The sequence below is a fragment of the Tepidiphilus sp. HLB4 genome, from assembly GCF_054823945.1.
On record NZ_JSYB01000057.1, the window covers coordinates 1 to 17,069 of the forward strand.

The 17,069-nt window shown below is 67.4% G+C and carries 14 protein-coding genes; 6 read left to right on the plus strand and 8 right to left on the minus strand.

Going from position 1 to position 17,069, the window contains the following annotated elements; genetic code table 11:
* Window positions 1–123 precede the first annotated feature (123 nt).
* The 4 genes from gmhB to OA56_RS08895 all read right to left on the minus strand — a co-directional run bounded on the left by gmhB (window position 124) and on the right by OA56_RS08895 (window position 6,108).
* A complete protein-coding gene (gene gmhB, locus OA56_RS08880) occupies window positions 124–702 on the minus strand; it encodes a D-glycero-beta-D-manno-heptose 1,7-bisphosphate 7-phosphatase (protein ID WP_461584754.1) in 579 nt (192 codons plus the stop codon).
* Window positions 703–720: 18 nt separating this feature from the next.
* Window positions 721–1,587, minus strand: coding sequence for an NAD(P)-dependent oxidoreductase (locus OA56_RS08885; RefSeq protein WP_461584756.1), 867 nt, complete (start codon window positions 1,585–1,587; stop codon window positions 721–723).
* A 31-nt stretch (window positions 1,588–1,618) separates the two neighbouring features.
* Complete coding sequence (locus OA56_RS08890; protein WP_461584758.1) at window positions 1,619–4,405, minus strand: bifunctional diguanylate cyclase/phosphodiesterase; 2,787 nt, start codon at window positions 4,403–4,405, stop codon at window positions 1,619–1,621.
* An 86-nt stretch (window positions 4,406–4,491) separates the two neighbouring features.
* Entirely contained in the window at window positions 4,492–6,108 is a 1,617-nt protein-coding gene (locus OA56_RS08895) for a methyl-accepting chemotaxis protein (protein ID WP_461584759.1), read from the minus strand.
* Window positions 6,109–6,276: 168 nt separating this feature from the next.
* Here OA56_RS08895 and OA56_RS08900 point away from each other — a divergent pair, with 168 nt between their 5' ends.
* A complete protein-coding gene (locus tag OA56_RS08900; RefSeq protein WP_141056410.1) occupies window positions 6,277–6,726 on the plus strand; it encodes a DUF1178 family protein in 450 nt (149 codons plus the stop codon).
* Window positions 6,727–6,737: 11 nt separating this feature from the next.
* Here the strand turns inward: OA56_RS08900 and OA56_RS08905 are convergent, their stop codons facing one another.
* Genes OA56_RS08905 through OA56_RS08920 form a run of 4 tightly spaced genes read right to left on the minus strand, consistent with a single transcriptional unit; the run spans window position 6,738 to window position 10,330 of the window.
* Window positions 6,738–8,075: a nicotinate phosphoribosyltransferase gene (locus tag OA56_RS08905; protein WP_461584761.1), complete on the minus strand. Its 1,338-nt coding sequence runs from the start codon at window positions 8,073–8,075 to the stop codon at window positions 6,738–6,740.
* A 38-nt stretch (window positions 8,076–8,113) separates the two neighbouring features.
* Window positions 8,114–9,544, minus strand: coding sequence for an RtcB family protein (locus OA56_RS08910; protein WP_461584763.1), 1,431 nt, complete (start codon window positions 9,542–9,544; stop codon window positions 8,114–8,116).
* Between the two features lie 10 nt (window positions 9,545–9,554).
* Window positions 9,555–9,968: an archease gene (locus OA56_RS08915; protein ID WP_141056413.1), complete on the minus strand. Its 414-nt coding sequence runs from the start codon at window positions 9,966–9,968 to the stop codon at window positions 9,555–9,557.
* The gene (locus tag OA56_RS08920) at window positions 9,965–10,330 is read right to left on the minus strand and encodes an ArsR/SmtB family transcription factor (protein ID WP_141056414.1); all 366 of its coding nucleotides are present in this window, start codon (window positions 10,328–10,330) and stop codon (window positions 9,965–9,967) included. The genes OA56_RS08915 and OA56_RS08920 overlap by 4 nt, the downstream gene beginning before the upstream one ends.
* A gap of 111 nt (window positions 10,331–10,441) precedes the next feature.
* On the opposite strand from OA56_RS08920, the gene OA56_RS08925 reads away from it, so the two are divergent.
* The 5 genes from OA56_RS08925 to OA56_RS08945 form a co-directional block, all read left to right on the plus strand.
* The gene (locus OA56_RS08925; protein ID WP_461584766.1) at window positions 10,442–11,485 is read left to right on the plus strand and encodes an efflux RND transporter periplasmic adaptor subunit; all 1,044 of its coding nucleotides are present in this window, start codon (window positions 10,442–10,444) and stop codon (window positions 11,483–11,485) included.
* Between the two features lies 1 nt (window position 11,486).
* Complete coding sequence (locus OA56_RS08930; RefSeq protein WP_461584768.1) at window positions 11,487–14,699, plus strand: efflux RND transporter permease subunit; 3,213 nt, start codon at window positions 11,487–11,489, stop codon at window positions 14,697–14,699.
* The gene (locus OA56_RS08935; protein ID WP_055424196.1) at window positions 14,696–14,905 is read left to right on the plus strand and encodes a YgaP family membrane protein; all 210 of its coding nucleotides are present in this window, start codon (window positions 14,696–14,698) and stop codon (window positions 14,903–14,905) included. The genes OA56_RS08930 and OA56_RS08935 overlap by 4 nt, the downstream gene beginning before the upstream one ends.
* Before the next feature lie 17 nt (window positions 14,906–14,922).
* Window positions 14,923–16,293: a TolC family outer membrane protein gene (locus OA56_RS08940; protein WP_461584770.1), complete on the plus strand. Its 1,371-nt coding sequence runs from the start codon at window positions 14,923–14,925 to the stop codon at window positions 16,291–16,293.
* A gap of 27 nt (window positions 16,294–16,320) precedes the next feature.
* Window positions 16,321–17,069, plus strand: a 749-nt coding sequence (locus tag OA56_RS08945; RefSeq protein WP_461584772.1) for an NAD(P)/FAD-dependent oxidoreductase, incomplete at its 3' end; no start/stop codon positions are given.

Genomic DNA, 17,069 nt, shown 5'->3' on the forward strand with positions numbered 1-17,069 from the left:
CTTTGATGCGTTCGGCGAATTGCATGGTCACTTCCCCCAGGTCATAGAATTCGGGCACGTCGAGAGAAGAGGTGTCTGTAGCTGGCGTCGCGTCGGGCGTTCATAAAGCAGTATAACCGATTTTCATGAATTTGGCATGCCATTTTTCAACGTAGACATCCGCTCCACCACCTCGCTCAGCCCCGAGACCCGTTGCGCCTCCGGAAAGGAAGAGAGATCCTTGTCCTGCCCCGGCGGCACGACGAGATACAGCGAAGGGATGCCGGCGGCGCGGCCGGCTTCGAGGTCGCTGATCTTGTCGCCCACCAGCAGCGAGCGCGCGAGGTCGATGCCGTGTTCTTGCGCGGCGCGCAGGATCATGCCGGGCTCGGGCTTGCGGCAGGCGCAGGCGCGGGTGTAACGCGCCACGCTTCCTTGGGGGTGGTGCGGGCAGTAGTAGATGCCGGCCAGTTCGATGCCTTGCCCGTGCAGGAACGCGCGCATGCGCTCGTGCAGGGCGAGGACGTCGGTTTCCGCGCACAAGCCGCGGGCGACGGCGGATTGATTGGTGATGACGACGAGGAGATAGCCTTTCTGCTGCAGGCGGCGCAGGGCATCGATCACGCCAGGCAGAAAGGCGAAGTCTTCCCAGCGGTGGACGTAGCCGCGATCCTCGTTGAGGACGCCATCGCGGTCGAGAAAGGCGGCGGGTCGTCCGCTCATGCCGCACCCCATCGGCCCTCACCCCAGCCGTTCGAAGAGCTTGAGCACGGCGATCGAGTCTTCTTCGCCCAGGCCGGCGCCGACGAGGGCGTTGAACCACTGCGCGGCGGCGGCCGACAGGGGCGCGGGAACGCCGCTGCGGTGGGCTTCGTCGAGCACGATGCGCATGTCTTTCTGGTGCATCCAGGCCTTGAAACCGGGGCGGAAGTTGCGCTCGAGCATGCGGGCACCGTGGTTTTCCAGCACGCGCGAGTAGGCAGAGCCGCCCAAGAGCGCCGTGCGCACGCGTCCGGGGTCGACGCCCTCGGCGCGGGCGAGGTTGAAGGCTTCGGCCACGGCCACCACGGTGACGCCGGTAAGGATCTGGTTGCAGGCCTTGGCGACCTGGCCGGCACCGCTTTCGCCGATCCAGGTGATGGTGCGCCCCATCGCCTCGAAGAGCGGCTGCGCCGTGGCGAAGGCGGCTTCGTCGCCGCCCACCATGAAGGTGAGCGTGCCCTCGATGGCGCCGGTTTCGCCGCCGGAGACGGGGGCATCGAGCAGGCGCACGCCGCGCTCGGCGAGCCGCGCGGCGATGCGTCGCGCTGCCTGGGGCGAAATGGTGCTGGAATCGATGTGGATGTGCCCCGGCTGGGCGCCGGCGGCCACGCCGTGCTCGCCCAGGGTGACTTCTTCCACGTCGGGGGCGTCGGCCACCATGGAGCAGGTGATGCGCACGGCGCGGGCGAGTTCGGCGGGGGAATCCGCGGCGATGGCGCCGAGCGCGATGAGCGGCTCCATGGATTCGCGCCGGCGCGCCCAGACGTGCACGCGGTGCCCCGCACGCAGGAGGTTGAGCGCCATGGGGCGCCCCATCAGACCAAGACCGATGAAACCGACATCCATGGGGAGTTCTCCTATCGGGGGTGAAACGGAGTCAGGGCAAGGAGATCGGCTTGCCGATCGCGTATCCTTGCAGGTAGTGGACGCCCAATCGCTCCAAGGTTTGCGCGATCTCGGGGGTGCTGACGAATTCGGCCACGACCTGCATCTCGGTTTCGTGGGCGAAATGGACGGCGGCGGCGATGACCCGCCGGACTTTTTCTTCTTGCACCACCTTGGTGACGAGCGAACCGTCGAGTTTGAGGTAATCGGGCGAGAGTTCGATGAGGGTGGCGAGATTGGAGTAGCCGCTGCCGAAATCGTCGACGGCAAGCTGTGCGCCATGGCGGCGGATGTCTTCGGCAAAGGCGCGCACGCGGGCGAAATCCTCGATGGCTTCGCTTTCGGTGATCTCGAAGATGAGCCGCTCGCCTTGGTGCTTTTTCAATTGATCGAGAAGGTAGGCATAGGTTTCGCCGTCGGCGAGGTCGATTGCCGAGAGGTTGATCGAGATCTGGCTGCCGGTGCGCCGGGCCGCCTCCAGCGCCAGGTCGAAGACGCGGCGGGTGAGGCGGCCGTAGTGGCCCGTGGGCTTGACGATGTCGAGGAAGACGCCGGGAGAGAGGATTTGCCCCTGGCGGTCGTACAGGCGCACGAGCGCTTCGTATTTGGGTGGATGCTGCGCCGGCCGCACGGGGACGATGGGTTGGAAATGGCAAAGGATGCGGGATTCGGCCAGCGCCGCTTTGACTTCGTTGATCCAGAAGCGGTTGTTGAGGTAGGACTGGTCCTGGGCGTTGAAGGCGGGGATGCGGTCGCGCACCCCGCTTTCCTTGGCCTTGTGCAGCGCCGCCTCGGCGAGCGCGAGCAGGTGGTCATCGCCCTTGGCAATGCCGAAATAGAGGTCGATGTCGACTTCTTCGCCGTCCATGCCGGGCATGGGCAGAGTGCGCAGCGCGCGGCTGGCGGCGAGCAGTTCGGCCTCGAAGGCGGGAAGCGCCAGCCCGTCGGGCGGGATGAAGGCGAAACCGGCGCCATAGTTGCGATAGATGCGGATACCGAGCGGCTGGAGTCGCTGCTGCAGACGCACGGCCAGTTCGATGATCAACCGGTCGCCCGCCTCGAAACCGTAGTAGTCGTTGATCGACTTGAAGGCGGCGATGTCGGCCAAGGCAAGGAGGCGGCAGTGACCGCGTTCGAGGTCTTCGATGAGCTGGTTGCGGTTGGGCAGGCCGGTAAGGCGGTCGGTGCGCTGCTGCTCGAGGAGCTGCTGGCTGACGATGATCTCGGTGATGTCCTCGGCGATGCCGATGTATTCGACGGTGTCGCCGTTCTCGTCGAACAAGGGGATGATGGTCGCCTTGAGATAGTAGGTGCGCCCTTCCTTGCTGCGGTTCTGGATGATGCCGCGCCAGATCTGCTTGTCCTCGAGGGTGCGCCATATCTCTTCATAGACCGCCCGCGGCATGTCGGGGTGGTGCAGGAGGCGGTGCGTGTGGCCGATGAGCTCTTCGGCCCGATAGCCGCTGACGCGCTCGAAGAGGGCATTGACGTAGGTGATGCGCCCTTGGAGGTCGGTGCGCGAGACGATGGCGCTCTGATCGAGGGCGTAGCGGTACTGTTCGAGAAAGGTGAGGGAGTGGGAGAGCTCCTGGGAGGTGACGTCGCTCAGGCGGGCGAGGGCGCGCAGCGTGAGATTGGGTTCGGGCAGATGGCGCGGCAAGGAGATGGGGCTCGGCCGGATCGTGTCCGTCTCGGCGAGCACCACCAAGGTACAGGTCATGTTGAGCAGGCGGTTGTCGCCGGGAAGGTGGAAGAATTCGCCGTAGGTGAAGAATCCCGCCGCCGGCGCCAGGGCAGCGAGGGGGGCGAGTTCGAGCGGGGTGTGTTCCCCCAGGTAGAGCCGGCGGCCGAGGCAGGAGAACACATAGACGGCTTCGGCGGGCACGCTGCGGCTAAGCTGCTGGGCGGTGGCGTGGGCGCGCTCGAGGAGGGTGAAGATGTCGCCGACGCCGAAGCGCACCGGCTGTTCGGGGCGCAGGGTGCCACCGAAGCGCAAGGCGCCATCCTCGCTCAGCCCTACGGGAAGGCGGGCAACGTCGAGGCCGCGCTGACGGGCGATGAGGGGAAACGCGGCCAGTGACAGGGGGATCTGCTGCAGGACTTCTTCGCCGAGGTAGTGGCGGTACACGTCGAGCACGGGCTTGCCGTCGATTTCATTGACGTATTCCCCGTGGCTGCGCGTCAGACGCATGGGCTTGCCCGCCGGGGTGAAGTTGAGGAGCGAGGCGGTGTGCAGGCGCAAGCGCTCCCCGCTCAGGGCGGCGAGCACTACGCCGCGCGAGTGGACGTCGTTGCCGTGGATGACGAAAGAGCCTCGAAAGAGAACGGTGTCGGCAGCGATGCCACCGGCCACGACCAGATCGGGGGCGGTGCGCGCGAGCCCTTCGAGGAAGGCTTCGGGATTTTCATGCAGGATGTTGCCGAAGGCGAGCAGGAGCCGGACTCCACGGGCGGCGAGTTCGGCGCCGAGCCGCTCTCCATCCGCGGCCTCGGCCTGGGGGAGGTAGCGCGTCTCGATCTGCGTGTGCTCGAAGATCGACACCGAGAGCACGATGCCTTCGTCGTGGACGCGCCCCCCAGCGATCGCGCCGGCCGTGGAGGCGCCGATCACGGCAAAACCGTGCAACGCCTGCAGGCGCTCGAGCACGGGACGCACCTGCTGCGGTTCAGCCGCCGCTGTGAAGACCTGGACGAGCCCCCGCCGGCGGGCAAGCCCGTGCGTGTCGATGAACGCCTCGAGTTCGGCGGCGTCGCGATAGACGTGGAGAAGGTGTTCCATCGGGTCCTCGGTAGGCGGGGAGAGGCCCCCGCCGACAAGGCGTAACTATAACCCGACGAACGTCTATTCCTCCCCGTGCATGACGATCACGCGCGGAAGGAGTGCTGCAGCCCCTCTTCGGCCTGTCGCGCGACTTCGAGGAGGAGTTTCGCCTTTGCTTCGCTGTCGCCGGCCCGCTCGGCCGCCCCGTCGGCCGCCTGCGCCGCCTGTTCGACCTGCTGGGCGAGCAGCTGCGCCGCCTTGGCTTGTTCCTCGATGGCGTGCGACATGGAAGAGACCGCCTCGCGCGCCGCGTCGATCGCCGAGGAGATGGCGCGCAGTTCGCCTTCGACGCTGGCGGCGAGCGTCTCGCCCTCCTCGACCCGCTCGCGCACCTGGGCCATCTGGGCGCCAGCGTCGTTGGATTGCTGCTGGACATGGTCGATGATCTCGCGGATCTCGCGGGTGGACGCAGCGGTGCGTTCGGCAAGCTTGCGCACTTCGTCGGCGACCACGGCAAAGCCGCGCCCGTATTCTCCGGCCCGCGCGGCTTCGATGGCGGCGTTCAAGGCGAGCAGATTGGTCTGGTCGGCGATTTCCTGGATCGCCTGGGCGATCGAGGAGATGCGCTGCGCCTGTTCGATGAGGGCCGAGACGGCCGTTCCCGCCCGTTGCGTGATCTCGACGATGTCGCGCATCTGGTGCGCCGTTCGCTCGATGATGGCCACGCCAGTGAGGCTGCGCTGCTGCGATTGCGCGGCGCGCTCGTCGGCGAGGTGCGCCATTTCATTGAGCCGGTCGATGTTGGCCGAGAGTTCCTCGATGGCGGCAGCCATCTTCTCCGCGTTCTCGGCGGCCAAGGCGGCGGCACGGCGGGCTTCGGCCGCGTCCGTGCTTTGTTCCTCCGCGGCGGAGCGCACCCGGGCCAAGACGGCTCGCTGGGCGAGGACCAGGTCGCGGATGGCGTCGCGCAGGCGCCCGATGGCGGCGATGATACGGCCGAGTTCGTCGTCGGAGGCAGGCGGCAATACCGCGGTGAGATCACGCCGGTCGACCACCGCGCCCACCGCCTCTTCAGCCTCGGCCAAGCGGCGGCGCAGCATGCGATCCATCATGATCCCCAAGACCAGCGCGAAAGCAACCATCGCTGCCGAAGAGACCGTCACCAGGGTGGACCAGAACGCCGCCTCGCGGCGATATTTTTCGAATTCCTCGTCGTTGGCCTTTTCACGCCAGGCGATACGCTTTTCTAGCCTTGCCTTGAGGTCGCGCCAGGCGGGGTTGAGCTCTCGCAGCACGATTTGACGCGCCTGCTCGATGTCGCCCCGATCGACCGCCGCCTGCAAGCGCTGCACCGCCGGCACGACGCGGCTCTTCCAGTCGCTGACCATCCCCTGCAGGTCTTCGCGGACTTCCTTGCGCCGGGCCTTGGCAATGACCCCTTCAAGCAGGCGGGGGAATTCCTCCAGCGTCCTGGACAGGTTCTCCTTGGCTTGGGTATCTTCGGGAAGCAGCACGATGCCCCGGGCCGCGGCCTGCAGCTGGATGCCGGCGCGGTTGGCCTCGCGCATGTCGACGGTGTTGGGCAGGATGGTCGTCTGCGTCGTGAGCAGGTGGCCGGCGAGCATGTCGCGCGTGTACCAGGATACCCAGCCCGTGGCCGCACTGCCGAGCACGATTGCTCCCATGCTGGCCATGAGGGCGGTGCGTAGTTTGAGCGCCATCGCTTTGCTCCCAGAGATTCGAGGTTCGACTGTGTGGGTTATCGACCATTGGGGGAAAAACTTGAGCCCCTGCCGGCCCTGACACGAACTTTTGTCTCACTGCAGCATCCGAATGGGCAAGACGGAGCATGCTATGATCGATCATTTGGATTTGCTCGGGGAATATCGGTGATCGTCGTCGATCTGCTATGCGCTTCGACGCATCGTTTCGAGGGGTGGTTTCCCTCGGCCGAAGCGCTGGAGGCGCAACTGGCCCAAGGCGCGGTGCGCTGCCCGCTGTGCGGCAGTGCCGAGGTGCGCCGCTTGCCCAGCGCCCCCTACGTGCATACCGGCGAGCGCGGCGCAGACACGCCCGAACCGTCCCCGCCCGCTCCGGCCCCGGCCACGGTCGCACCCGATCCGCAGCGCCTGGCGCAGCTGTGGCAGACCCTGCGCGCGCTGGGGCGGCAGGCCGAGGACGTGGGGGTGCGCTTCCCCGAAGAGGCGCGCCGCATTCACCGCGGCGAAGCCGATGCGCGCCCCATCCGGGGCCAGAGCAGCGCCGAAGAATTCCTCTCCTTGCTCGAGGAAGGCATCGAGGTGTTGCCTCTGCCGCCACTCGACGAGGAGATGCACTGATTCACGGGCTCTCAATGCGCTTCGGCATCGAGCCGTGCCGCCAGCGCCTGCAGCTCGCTGGAGATCGTCACGGGATACGGCGGGGCGTCTTCGAGCGCGCGCAGCGGTTCCGGTAGCAGGCGCAGCTGGGCGGCGGCGTAGGTGCGGGCCGCCGTGAGCCCGGAAAGGGTATCGAGCCGGCACCCGCCGCGCATCACCGGCACGAGGAGCGCCTCCCCTTCCTGCGCTTCGTGCGCCAGCCCCACCACGTCGCCCGCCATGCGCCCTTGGGCATCGTAGCGACGCCACACTTGTTTGCGTCCCGGCCAGGTCGCCTTGCCGGCCGAGCGCTTGCGCCGCGGTTTGCCGGCGTATTCCTCGAGCTTGTAGGCGCAATCGAGATAGGGGACGTCGGCAGAGGTGTCGAGCTTGGTGCCGATGCCGAAGCCATCGATGGGCGCGCCCTGGGCGAGCAGCTCGCGCACGCGGTATTCGTCCAGATCGCCACTGGCGAAGACAATGGTGCGCTGCAAGCCCCCCTCGTCGAGGATGCGACGCACGCGGCGGGCGAGTTCGCCCAGATCGCCGCTGTCAATGCGCACCCCCTGAATGCGGATTCCCTCGGGTTCGAGTTCCTTGGCGAGCGCCACCACCTTGCGCGCGGCGGCTTCCGTATCGTAAGTGTCGATGAGCAGCACCACGTTGCCGGGTTGCGCCCGGGCAAACCCGCGAAAAGCCTCCAGCTCGTCGTCGTGCGCCTGGATGTAGGAATGCGCCATGGTACCGTAGAGCGGGATGCCATAGCGCTGGCCGGCAAGCACCGTGGCCGTGCCGGCAAAGCCGGTGAGCCAGGCCGAACGCGCCGCCAGCACCCCGGCTTCCGCGCCGTGCGCGCGGCGCAGGCCGAAGTCGACGAGCGTCTTGTCCGGGGCAACCAGCACCGAACGCGCGGCCTTGGAAGCGATGAGGATTTGCAGGTGCAGCAGGTTGATGAGCCGGCTCTCGATGAGCTGGGCCTGCGGCAGGGGCGCGGTGATGCGCACCACCGGTTCGTTAGGGAAGAAGACCGTACCCTCGGGCATGGCGTCCACGTCGCCGGTGAAGCGCCAATCGGCCAGCCAGTCGAGGAATTCCGGCGAGAAGCGTCCGCTCGCGCGCAGCCAGTCGATCTCGTCGGTGCCGAAGCGGGCCTGTTCGAGGAACTCGACCAGCGGCTCGATGCCGGCGGCGACGAGGAAGTTGCGCCCCGGGCGCAGTTTGCGCACGAAGAGTTCGAACACGGCGGTATCGTGCATGCCGCGCTCGAAATAGCCCTGCAGCATGGTGAGCTGGTAGAGATCGGTCAGAAGCAGGCTGTGTTCGCTGTCCATCGAAGATCCTTTCTCCCATTCATTTTTCTGCTTGCCTCTCACCCCTTGATGCACACCAGGGGCACGAGCTTGGCCACCTTGCGCGCGAGCCCGGCGCGGTCGGCCGCATCGACCACGGCGCTCACGTCCTTGTACGCTTCGGGCGCCTCTTCGGCCACACCGCGAAACGAGGGGCTGCGCACGATCACGCCGCGGCGCGCGAGCGATTCGACCACTTCCCTTCCCTGCCAGCGCTTGAGCGCCTGCTGCCGGCTCATTGCCCGTCCGGCGCCGTGGCAGGCGGAGCTGAAGGCGAGCGCCTCGCTCTCGCGGGTGCCGACGAGTACGTAGGAAGCCGTGCCCATGCTGCCGCCGATGAGCACCGGCTGACCCACGGCACGCAGCGCCTCGGGCAGTTCCGGATGCCCCGGACCGAAGGCGCGCGTCGCCCCCTTGCGATGCACGTAGAGCGTACGCTTGCGCCCGTCGACCTCGTGCGTTTCCACTTTACAGGTGTTGTGCGAGACGTCGTAGAGCAACGGCAGCGACAGGCCAGTGAAGAATTCGGCGAAGACCTTGCGGGTGAGGTGGGTGAGGATCTGGCGGTTGGCGAGCGCGCAGTTGATGGCCGCGCGCATCGCCCCCAGATAGCGCTGCCCCACGGGCGAAGTGATGGGCGCACAGGCCAACTCCCGGTCCGGCAAAACGATGCCGTAGCTCTTCGCCGCCAGCGCCATCTCCTTGAAGTATTCGGTGCCGATCTGATGCCCCAGTCCCCGAGAACCGCAGTGGATGCTCACCACCACCTGATCGCGCACCAGACCAAAGACCGCCGCCGTGGCCTCGTCGTAGATCTCGGCCACGCGCTGCACTTCGAGGTAGTGGTTGCCCGAGCCGAGCGTGCCCATCTCCTCGCGCTGGCGCTTCTTCGCCTGCGCCGAGACGGCCTTGGGATCGGCCCCGGCCATGCAGCCGTGCTCCTCGATGCGCTCCAGGTCGGCCGCTTCGCCGTAGCCCTGCGCCACTGCCCAGCGCGCCCCGCCGCGCAGCATGGCATCCATTTCGGAATCCGACAGGCGAATCTGACCCGTGCTGCCCACGCCGGCCGGAATCGCCGCGAAGAGCGCTTCGGCCAGGGGCTCCTGAACTTCGAGGATCGCTTCGACCGGCAAGCCCGTGAGCAGGCAGCGCACGCCGCAGCTCACATCGAACCCTACCCCTCCAGCCGACACCACGCCGCCCTCGTCCGGATCGAAAGCGGCCACCCCGCCGATGGGAAAGCCATAGCCCCAGTGCGCATCGGGCATGGCGTAAGAGGCGCGCACGATGCCGGGCAAGGTGGCAACGTTCGTCGCCTGCTCGCGCACCTTGTCGTCCATCGCCTGCAGCAGCGCCTCGTCGGCGAAGATCTCCACCGGCACGCGCATCGCTCCGCGCGGCGCGAGCCGCCAGTGACAGGGGCCGAGTCGCTCGAAGCCTTTCAGGTCCATGACTTTTCTCCTACACGTCCACGACGCATTGTGCGATCCATTCTTCTCCCTGCCGCGCCACTTCGAGCGCAGTGAAGGTCGCCCCCTTGGGTTCGACCGCCGGCTGGTGCCGCGACCGATCCACCGGTTCGCCCCAGGCGGTGGCTTCCAGCCGGTCGCCCTCGATGCGGACCTCGTAGCGGGAAAAGAGCATGCGGCGCGTGGCCATCTCATAGATCAGGGCATTGAGCCAGTCGACGAAAAGGAACTCCGGATCGGGCGCCTGGCAGCGGATCGTCACCGGGATGCGCGGCGCGACGAGGGCCGGATCGGTGACGATGGCCGTGAGCGCGAGCCCCGCCTGCGCGAATGCCTCGGCGAGCGTCGCCCCGCGCCCGCGCACGCCGATGTCCGCTTCGTGTTCGAAATGCTCCCAGCCGTTCATGGTTCTCCTGGATGCTCCATGGAAGGCGCATCCTGCCGCCATGCCTGAGGCACTTGCGCCGCCTGCAACAGGCGCCGCGCCAAGTTGCCGCACACCAGCTCGCACAGGGCATAGACCGAAGGATCGGCGATGCGGTAATAGACCGTAGTGCCCTGGCGCCGGCGCTCGAGCAGACCGTGCTTGGTCATGAGCGAGAGGTGGCGCGAGATGTTGGCTGCAGTATAGCCGCAGCGCTGGGCGATTTCACCGACACTGCGCTCCCCTTCCTGCAGCAGGTTGAGGATGTGCAGGCGCGTGGGCTCGGAGAGCACCTGGAAGTAGCCGGCGACCTGTGCCATGATTTCAGAAGGAATTTTTTCCATCGTCGGGCTCCATTGCGACGGCAGGTAGCGCGATTCGAACACTAGTTGACTATTTAGTCAAACGATTAAATAATAAAGCCGAAGAACGCCCGCCAGGGAAGGGAGAAGAACATGGGACCGAGGCGCATCGTCATGCTGACGTTGCTCGCCTGCACGCTGAGCCATGGCACGGGGCTGATGGCAGCGCCCGAAGCCGGGCTCGAAACGGTGGTCGTGCAAGCCGAGCGCGACTCCGCGAACCACAGCGCCGAGGGCACGGTCGAGGCGGTGCGCGACACGCTGATGACGGCGCAGGTGGCCGGTGTGATCGTCTCCCGGCCGGCGGAAGTGGGCCAGCGCGTACGGGCGGGTGAAGAACTGGTGCGCATCGACCCGCGCGCCGCCGAGGATCAGGCCGCCGCCAGTGCCGCCCAGGTCCAGGCCGCGCGCGCCGAGCTGCAGGTCGCCCTCAAGGAGTACGAGCGCCAGCGGCGCCTCTTCGAGAAAGCCTACATCAGCGAGGCAGCGTTCGACCGCGCCCGCGCCCAGCGCGACGCGGCCCAGGCGCGCGTGGCCGCGCTCGAAGCACAGGCCAAGGCCGTACACACCCAGGCGGGCTATCATCGGGTCACCGCCCCCTACGACGGCATCGTGAGCGAGGTGCCGGTGGTGCTGGGCGAGACGGCGCTTCCCGGCCGGCCCTTGGTGCGCCTCTACGATCCGGGGGCGCTGCGCGTCACCGCCGTCGCCGCCCAGGGCGAGGCGGCCACGCTGGTAGCGGAAGGAACCGTGGACGTAGAGATTCCCGGATTCCCCGCCCTGCATCTTCCCGCCGAGCGGGTGCAGATTTTCCCCGCGGCAGACCCTTCCACCCATACGGTGCAGCTGCGCCTGCCGCTCCCTCCCGAGGTGCGCGGCCTCAAGCCGGGGCTCTTCGCGCGGCTCTCCTGGCGCAGCCCGGGCGCAGCCGCAGGCCAGCGTTTCCTCGTGCCGGCGAGCGCCGTGGTGCGCCGCGCCGAACTCACCGGTCTCTACGTGCTCGACCGCGACGGCAAGCCGTTGCTGCGGCAGGTGCGCCTGGGACGGGTCGAAGGCGAGCGCGTCGAAATCCTCAGCGGCGTGGAAGAAGGCGAGCGCGTGGTGACGAACCCCGAACTCGCCGCACGGGAACGCTGAGATGGACGCCCCGCGCCCGCTCGGCCTCTCCGGCCGCATCGCTGCGCAATTCCAGAGCGCGCAGATCACACCGCTGCTCGCGCTCATCGCCTTGCTCATGGGGCTCTTCGCCGTGCTGGTCACGCCGCGCGAGGAGGAGCCGCAGATCAACGTGACCATGGCCAACGTCCTCATTCCCTTCCCCGGGGCGGCGGTGGCCGACGTCGAACAGATGGTGGCTTCGCCTGCCGAACAGGTGCTCGCCCAGATAGAGGGCATCGAGCACGTCACCTCCGTCTCGCGCCCGGGTCTGGCCATCCTCACGGTGCAGTTCAAGGTGGGCGTGCCGCGCATCGTGGCCCTGGTGCGGCTGCACGACACGCTGCGCACCCACACCGACTGGCTGCCGCGCGACCTGGGCGTGCTCGAACCGATCATCAAACCCAAAGGCATCGACGACGTGCCCATCGTCACGCTCACGCTCTACGCCACCGACCCGCGGCAGGGGGCGTTCGATCTCGAACGCGTCGCGCACAGCATGGAGATCGAGCTCAAACGGATGTCCGGCACGCGCGAGGTGCAGACGATCGGCGGGCCCGGACGGGCCGTGCTCGTACGCCTCGATCCGGTGAAGATGGCCGGCAGCGGCGTCACCGTCCAGGATCTCCACGCCGCCCTGCGCTCGGCCAACGTCGGTCTGCCGGCGGGGGAACTGGTGCAAGGAGATGCCACCGTCGCCGTGGAAACCGGGCCGTTCCTTGCCAGCGCCGAGGAAGTGGGCGAGCTGGTGGTGGGCGTGCATGAGGGTCGTCCGGTCTTCCTGCGCGAGGTGGCCGAGGTGCAAGACGGTCCTCCGCCGCCCGAACGCTACGTCTGGCACGGCCGCGCCGAGGCGGCGGGCGGTGGGGAATTCCCCGCGGTGACGATCGCCGTCACGAAGAAACCCGGCGAGAACGCCATCGATGTGGCCGAGGCGGTGATCCATCGCGCCGAGGCGCTGCGCAACACCCTCGTGCCCGCCGGGGTAGAGCTGGCGGTGTCGCGCAACTACGGCGTCACCGCCAACGACAAGGCGCAGACGCTCATCAAGAAACTGCTCTTCGCCACGGCCTCCGTGGTGGCGCTCGTCTTCTTCGCCCTGGGGCGGCGCGAGGCGGCCATCGTGGGGCTCGCCGTGGCGCTCACGCTCATGGCCACGCTCTTCGCCTCCTGGGCCTGGGGGTTTACGCTCAACCGCGTCTCGCTCTTCGCCCTCATCTTCTCCATCGGCATCCTGGTCGACGACGCCATCGTGGTGGTGGAGAACATCCACCGCCACCACCTGCTGCAACCCGATACGCCCCTCGTGCGCCTCATCCCGGTCGCGGTGGACGAAGTGGGCGGACCGACCATCCTCGCCACGCTCACGGTGATCGCAGCACTGCTGCCCATGGCCTTCGTCACCGGCCTCATGGGCCCCTACATGAGCCCCATCCCGATCAACGCCAGCATGGGCATGCTCATCTCACTGGCCGTCGCCTTCACCGTCACGCCGTGGCTGTCGCGCCTGTGGCTGCGCGGGCACGGGCAAGCCAAGGCCGGTCTCGGCGAGCGCATCGCCCCGTTCTTCGAGCGCATCTTCCGGCCGTTGCTCGACGAGCGAAGGGGGGCAAGGAACCGAGGCGTGCTCGCGCTCTTCGTGCTCGCGGCGATCGTCGTCTCGCTCGCGCTGCCGGCCACCGGGCTCGTGCTCATGAAGATGCTGCCTTTCGACAACAAGTCCGAATTTCAGGTGGTGGTGGACCTGCCCGCCGGCACGCCGCTCGAGCGCACTGCGGCGGTGCTGCACGAACTGGGGGCGTTCCTCGCCCGCCAGCCCGAGGTGACCGATTACCAAGCCTACGCCGGTACCGCCTCGCCCATCAACTTCAACGGCCTCGTGCGCCAGTACTACCTGCGCGCCGGCGACGAGGTCGGCGATATCCAGGTGAATCTCGTCGACAAGCACCTGCGCCACGAGCAGAGCCACGCCATCGTCACGCGCCTGCGTCCAGCGCTGCAGGAGATCGGCCGGCGCATGGGCGCCAACGTCAAAGTGGTGGAAGTGCCGCCGGGCCCGCCGGTACTCTCGCCCATCGTCGCCGAGGTCTATGGCCCGGAAGCCGCCGGGCGGCGTGCCGTGGCCAAGGCCATGCGCGCCGTGTTCGAGCGCACCGAGGGCATCGTCGACATCGACGACAGCACGATCGCCGAGGCCCCGAGAAAGCTGCTCCTCGTCGACCGGCGCAAGGCGGCGCTTGCCGGCGTCTCGCAACAGGCGATCGTCACCACCCTGCAGGCGGGCCTTGCCGGGCTGCACTCGGCCTATCTGCACGATGCGAGCAAATACCCGGCCCCCGTACTGCTGCAGCTGCCCGCCGAAGCCCATGGCGAGCTGGACGCGCTGCTGCGGCTCGCCGTGCGCGGGCCCGACGGGCGGCTCGTGCCGCTGCGAGAACTCGTCACGGTGAGCGACACGCTGCGCGAAGAGCCCATCTACCACAAAGACCTCCTGCCGGTGGTCTATGTCGTCGGCGACATGGCCGGACATATCGACAGTCCCCTCTATGGCATGTTCGCCATGCGCGGGGCGATCGGCGAGATCGTCGCTCCCGACGGGGGGCACCTGGAGGAGCACTTCATCCGCCAGCCCGAGGATGCGCTGCGCGGCTACAGCTACAAATGGGATGGCGAGTGGCAGATCACCTACGAGACTTTTCGCGACATGGGCGCCGCCTACGCCGTGGGGCTGATACTCATCTACCTGCTGGTGGTGGCGCACTTCGGCTCCTATCTCGTGCCGCTCGTCATCATGGCGCCGATTCCGCTCACCCTCGTCGGCGTGATGCCAGGGCACGCGCTCCTGGGGGCGCAATTCACCGCCACCAGCATGATCGGCATGATCGCGCTCGCCGGCATCATCGTGCGCAACTCTATCCTGCTCGTCGACTTCATCCGGCTGCAGGTGCGCGAGGGCGTTCCGCTCGAGCACGCCATCGTACGCTCGGCGATCACGCGCGCCCAGCCGATCCTGCTCACGGCGCTGGCGGCCATGATCGGCGCGCTCTTCATCCTCGATGATCCGATCTTCAACGGCCTGGCGATCTCGCTCATCTTCGGCATCTTCGCCTCGACCCTGCTCACCCTCGTCGTCATCCCCACCCTCTATTACATGGCTTATCGTCGTTCCCGTCCCGACCAAGGAGAACCGTCATGACGTCCTGGCGCATCGTCCGCATCATCGCCGGCACTTTCATCCTCGTCTCGCTGCTCTTGGGCGCGCCCGCGAGCCCCTTCTTCATGAGCCAATGGTGGCTCGCCTTCACCGCCTTCGTCGGCCTGAACCTGATGCAGAGCGGATTCACCCGCTGGTGCCCCCTGGAAATCTTCCTGCGCAAGCTCGGCGTGCCGGGCGGCTGCTGAAACCGGAGGACGCCGCGATGCGCCTGTCTCCCTGGTCGGCCCTGCTGCTCGCCTTGCCTCTGCCCACGGCGCACGCCCTCGATTTGATGGAAGCCTGGCAAGCGGCACGCGAGCACGACCCTCGCATGGCGATGGCCCAGTCTTCGCTGGAGGCGGGCCGCACCCAGCGCGAACAGGCACGCGCCCTATGGCGTCCGTCGGTGAGCGTGGGCGGCGGCGCCGGGGTGCGCTCGCTCGAATCCAACACGCATGGGGCCTACTTCGCCGCCCCCGGCATGACGCCTTCGCGGCACGTCACCTTCAAGACCTCGATCGACAACGGCACCGCCACCCAGTGGAACGTCACGGCGCGCCAGCCACTCATCCACGGTGAGCGCTCGGCGCAGAGCGAACAGCTCACGCTCGGCGCGGACGCCGCCGAAGTCGAATGGCTGGGTGCGCGTCAGGAGCTGATGCTGCAGGTGGTCGAGAGTTACTTCCAGCTCGTCGTGGCCGAACGCCGGCAGGCACTATTGCGCCGCCAGCTGGAGGCGGTGGAACGGGCACTCGCCGAGGCCAAGGATCGTTACGCCGCGGGTGACCTGCCCATCCTCGACACGCACGAGGCCACCGCCCGCGCCCGCACCCTGCAGGCGCAGCTCGTGGCCGCCGAGAGCGAACGGGAAGTAGCGCTGGCAGCGCTCGCCGACGCCACCGGCCTGGAGCCAGAGCGGCTCGATCCCCTGCCGCCTTCGGCCAGCGTCTTGTCCCCCGAACCGCTCGAACCGCTCGCGCACTGGCAGGAGGCGGCGCTCGCTGCCAATCCCCTGCTGCGCCAGGCGCAGGCCAAGGTCGAGATCGCGCACAAGGAAGTAGAAAAATACCGTGCAGCGGCCGATGCCACGGTCGATCTCGTCGCCCAGGCCGGGCGCGACTACGTGAGCGGCGACGGCGATTACGGCTCGTCCAGCGTCGAGCAGACGCAGCACGTGATCGGCGTACAAGTTAACATCCCCCTCTACACGGGGGGATTGCGCAGCGCCAAGCGGCAAGAGGCGCTCAAGCTCGAAGACCGGGCCCGGGCCGAGCTCGAATGGATACGCCAGCAGGTGGGGCAACAGGTGCGCGCCGCCTGGCTCGCGCTGCAGACGGCCCACGCGCGCGTGACCGCGCTCGAAGAGGCGGTCACGGCGAGCGAAGCGCGCCGCGACGCCACGCGCCTGGGGCACGAAGTCGGAGACCGCACTACGCTCGACCTTTTGAATGCCGAGAACGATCTCGACGCAGCGCGGCTTGCGCTGCTGCAGGCACGAACCGAGGTCCTTCAGAACCGCCTGAAGCTCCAGGCGCTCGCCGGCCGGCTGGACGAAGAACGGCTCGCGGCGGTCGACGCCGCGCTGCAACGCTGATTTTCACGAGGAGAGGAGAGACACACCATGGCCCACATCGTCATCATCGGCGCCGGTACCGGCGGAATGCCCTGCGCCTACGAAATGCGCGAGCGGCTCGGAAAGACCCACGACGTCACGCTCATCAATGCTGTCGACTACTTCCAGTTCGTACCCTCCAACCCCTGGATCGCCGTGGGCTGGCGGCAGCGCGATGCCACCACCTTCCCCATCAAACCCTATCTCGACAAGAAAGGCATCGGCTTCATCGGCCAGCCCGTGACGCGCATCGACGCCGAGGGCAACGCCGTCGAGACCGCCGACGGACAGCGCATCGGCTACGACTACCTCGTCATCACCACCGGCCCCAAGCTCGCGTTCGAGGAAGTCCCTGGTGCCGGCCCGGAAGCCTACACCCAGTCGGTGTGCACGGTCGACCACGCCGAAAAAGCCTGGCAGGAATACCAGAAATTCCTCCAGGATCCGGGTCCGGCCATCGTCGGCGCCTTGCCCGGCGCCTCCTGCTTCGGCCCGGCCTATGAATTCGCTTTCATCCTCAACAAGGACCTGCAACGGCGCAAGCTGCGCAGCAAGGTGCCCATCACCTTCGTCACCAGCGAGCCCTATGCCGGTCACCTCGGCCTGGGCGGCGTGGGCGACTCGAAGCTGATCATGGAAAGCGCCATGCGCAGCAACGACATCAAGTGGATCACCAACGCCAAGGTCACGCGCGTCGAAGACGGCAAGATGTTCGTCACCGAGGTCGATGAGGTTGTGTACCATCCTTTCTGTAAATT

Coding starts and splice junctions, on each gene's coding strand:
- OA56_RS08925 (WP_461584766.1), top strand. CDS start 10,442: ATGGGACCGAGGCGCATCGTCATGCTGACGTTGCTCGCCTGCACGCTG.
- OA56_RS08940 (WP_461584770.1), top strand. CDS start 14,923: ATGCGCCTGTCTCCCTGGTCGGCCCTGCTGCTCGCCTTGCCTCTGCCC.
- OA56_RS08890 (WP_461584758.1), bottom strand. CDS start 4,405: ATGGAACACCTTCTCCACGTCTATCGCGACGCCGCCGAACTCGAGGCG.
- OA56_RS08885 (WP_461584756.1), bottom strand. CDS start 1,587: ATGGATGTCGGTTTCATCGGTCTTGGTCTGATGGGGCGCCCCATGGCG.
- OA56_RS08935 (WP_055424196.1), top strand. CDS start 14,696: ATGACGTCCTGGCGCATCGTCCGCATCATCGCCGGCACTTTCATCCTC.
- OA56_RS08895 (WP_461584759.1), bottom strand. CDS start 6,108: ATGGCGCTCAAACTACGCACCGCCCTCATGGCCAGCATGGGAGCAATC.
- OA56_RS08905 (WP_461584761.1), bottom strand. CDS start 8,075: ATGGACAGCGAACACAGCCTGCTTCTGACCGATCTCTACCAGCTCACC.
- OA56_RS08910 (WP_461584763.1), bottom strand. CDS start 9,544: ATGGACCTGAAAGGCTTCGAGCGACTCGGCCCCTGTCACTGGCGGCTC.
- OA56_RS08930 (WP_461584768.1), top strand. CDS start 11,487: ATGGACGCCCCGCGCCCGCTCGGCCTCTCCGGCCGCATCGCTGCGCAA.
- OA56_RS08915 (WP_141056413.1), bottom strand. CDS start 9,968: ATGAACGGCTGGGAGCATTTCGAACACGAAGCGGACATCGGCGTGCGC.
- OA56_RS08920 (WP_141056414.1), bottom strand. CDS start 10,330: ATGGAAAAAATTCCTTCTGAAATCATGGCACAGGTCGCCGGCTACTTC.
- gmhB (WP_461584754.1), bottom strand. CDS start 702: ATGAGCGGACGACCCGCCGCCTTTCTCGACCGCGATGGCGTCCTCAAC.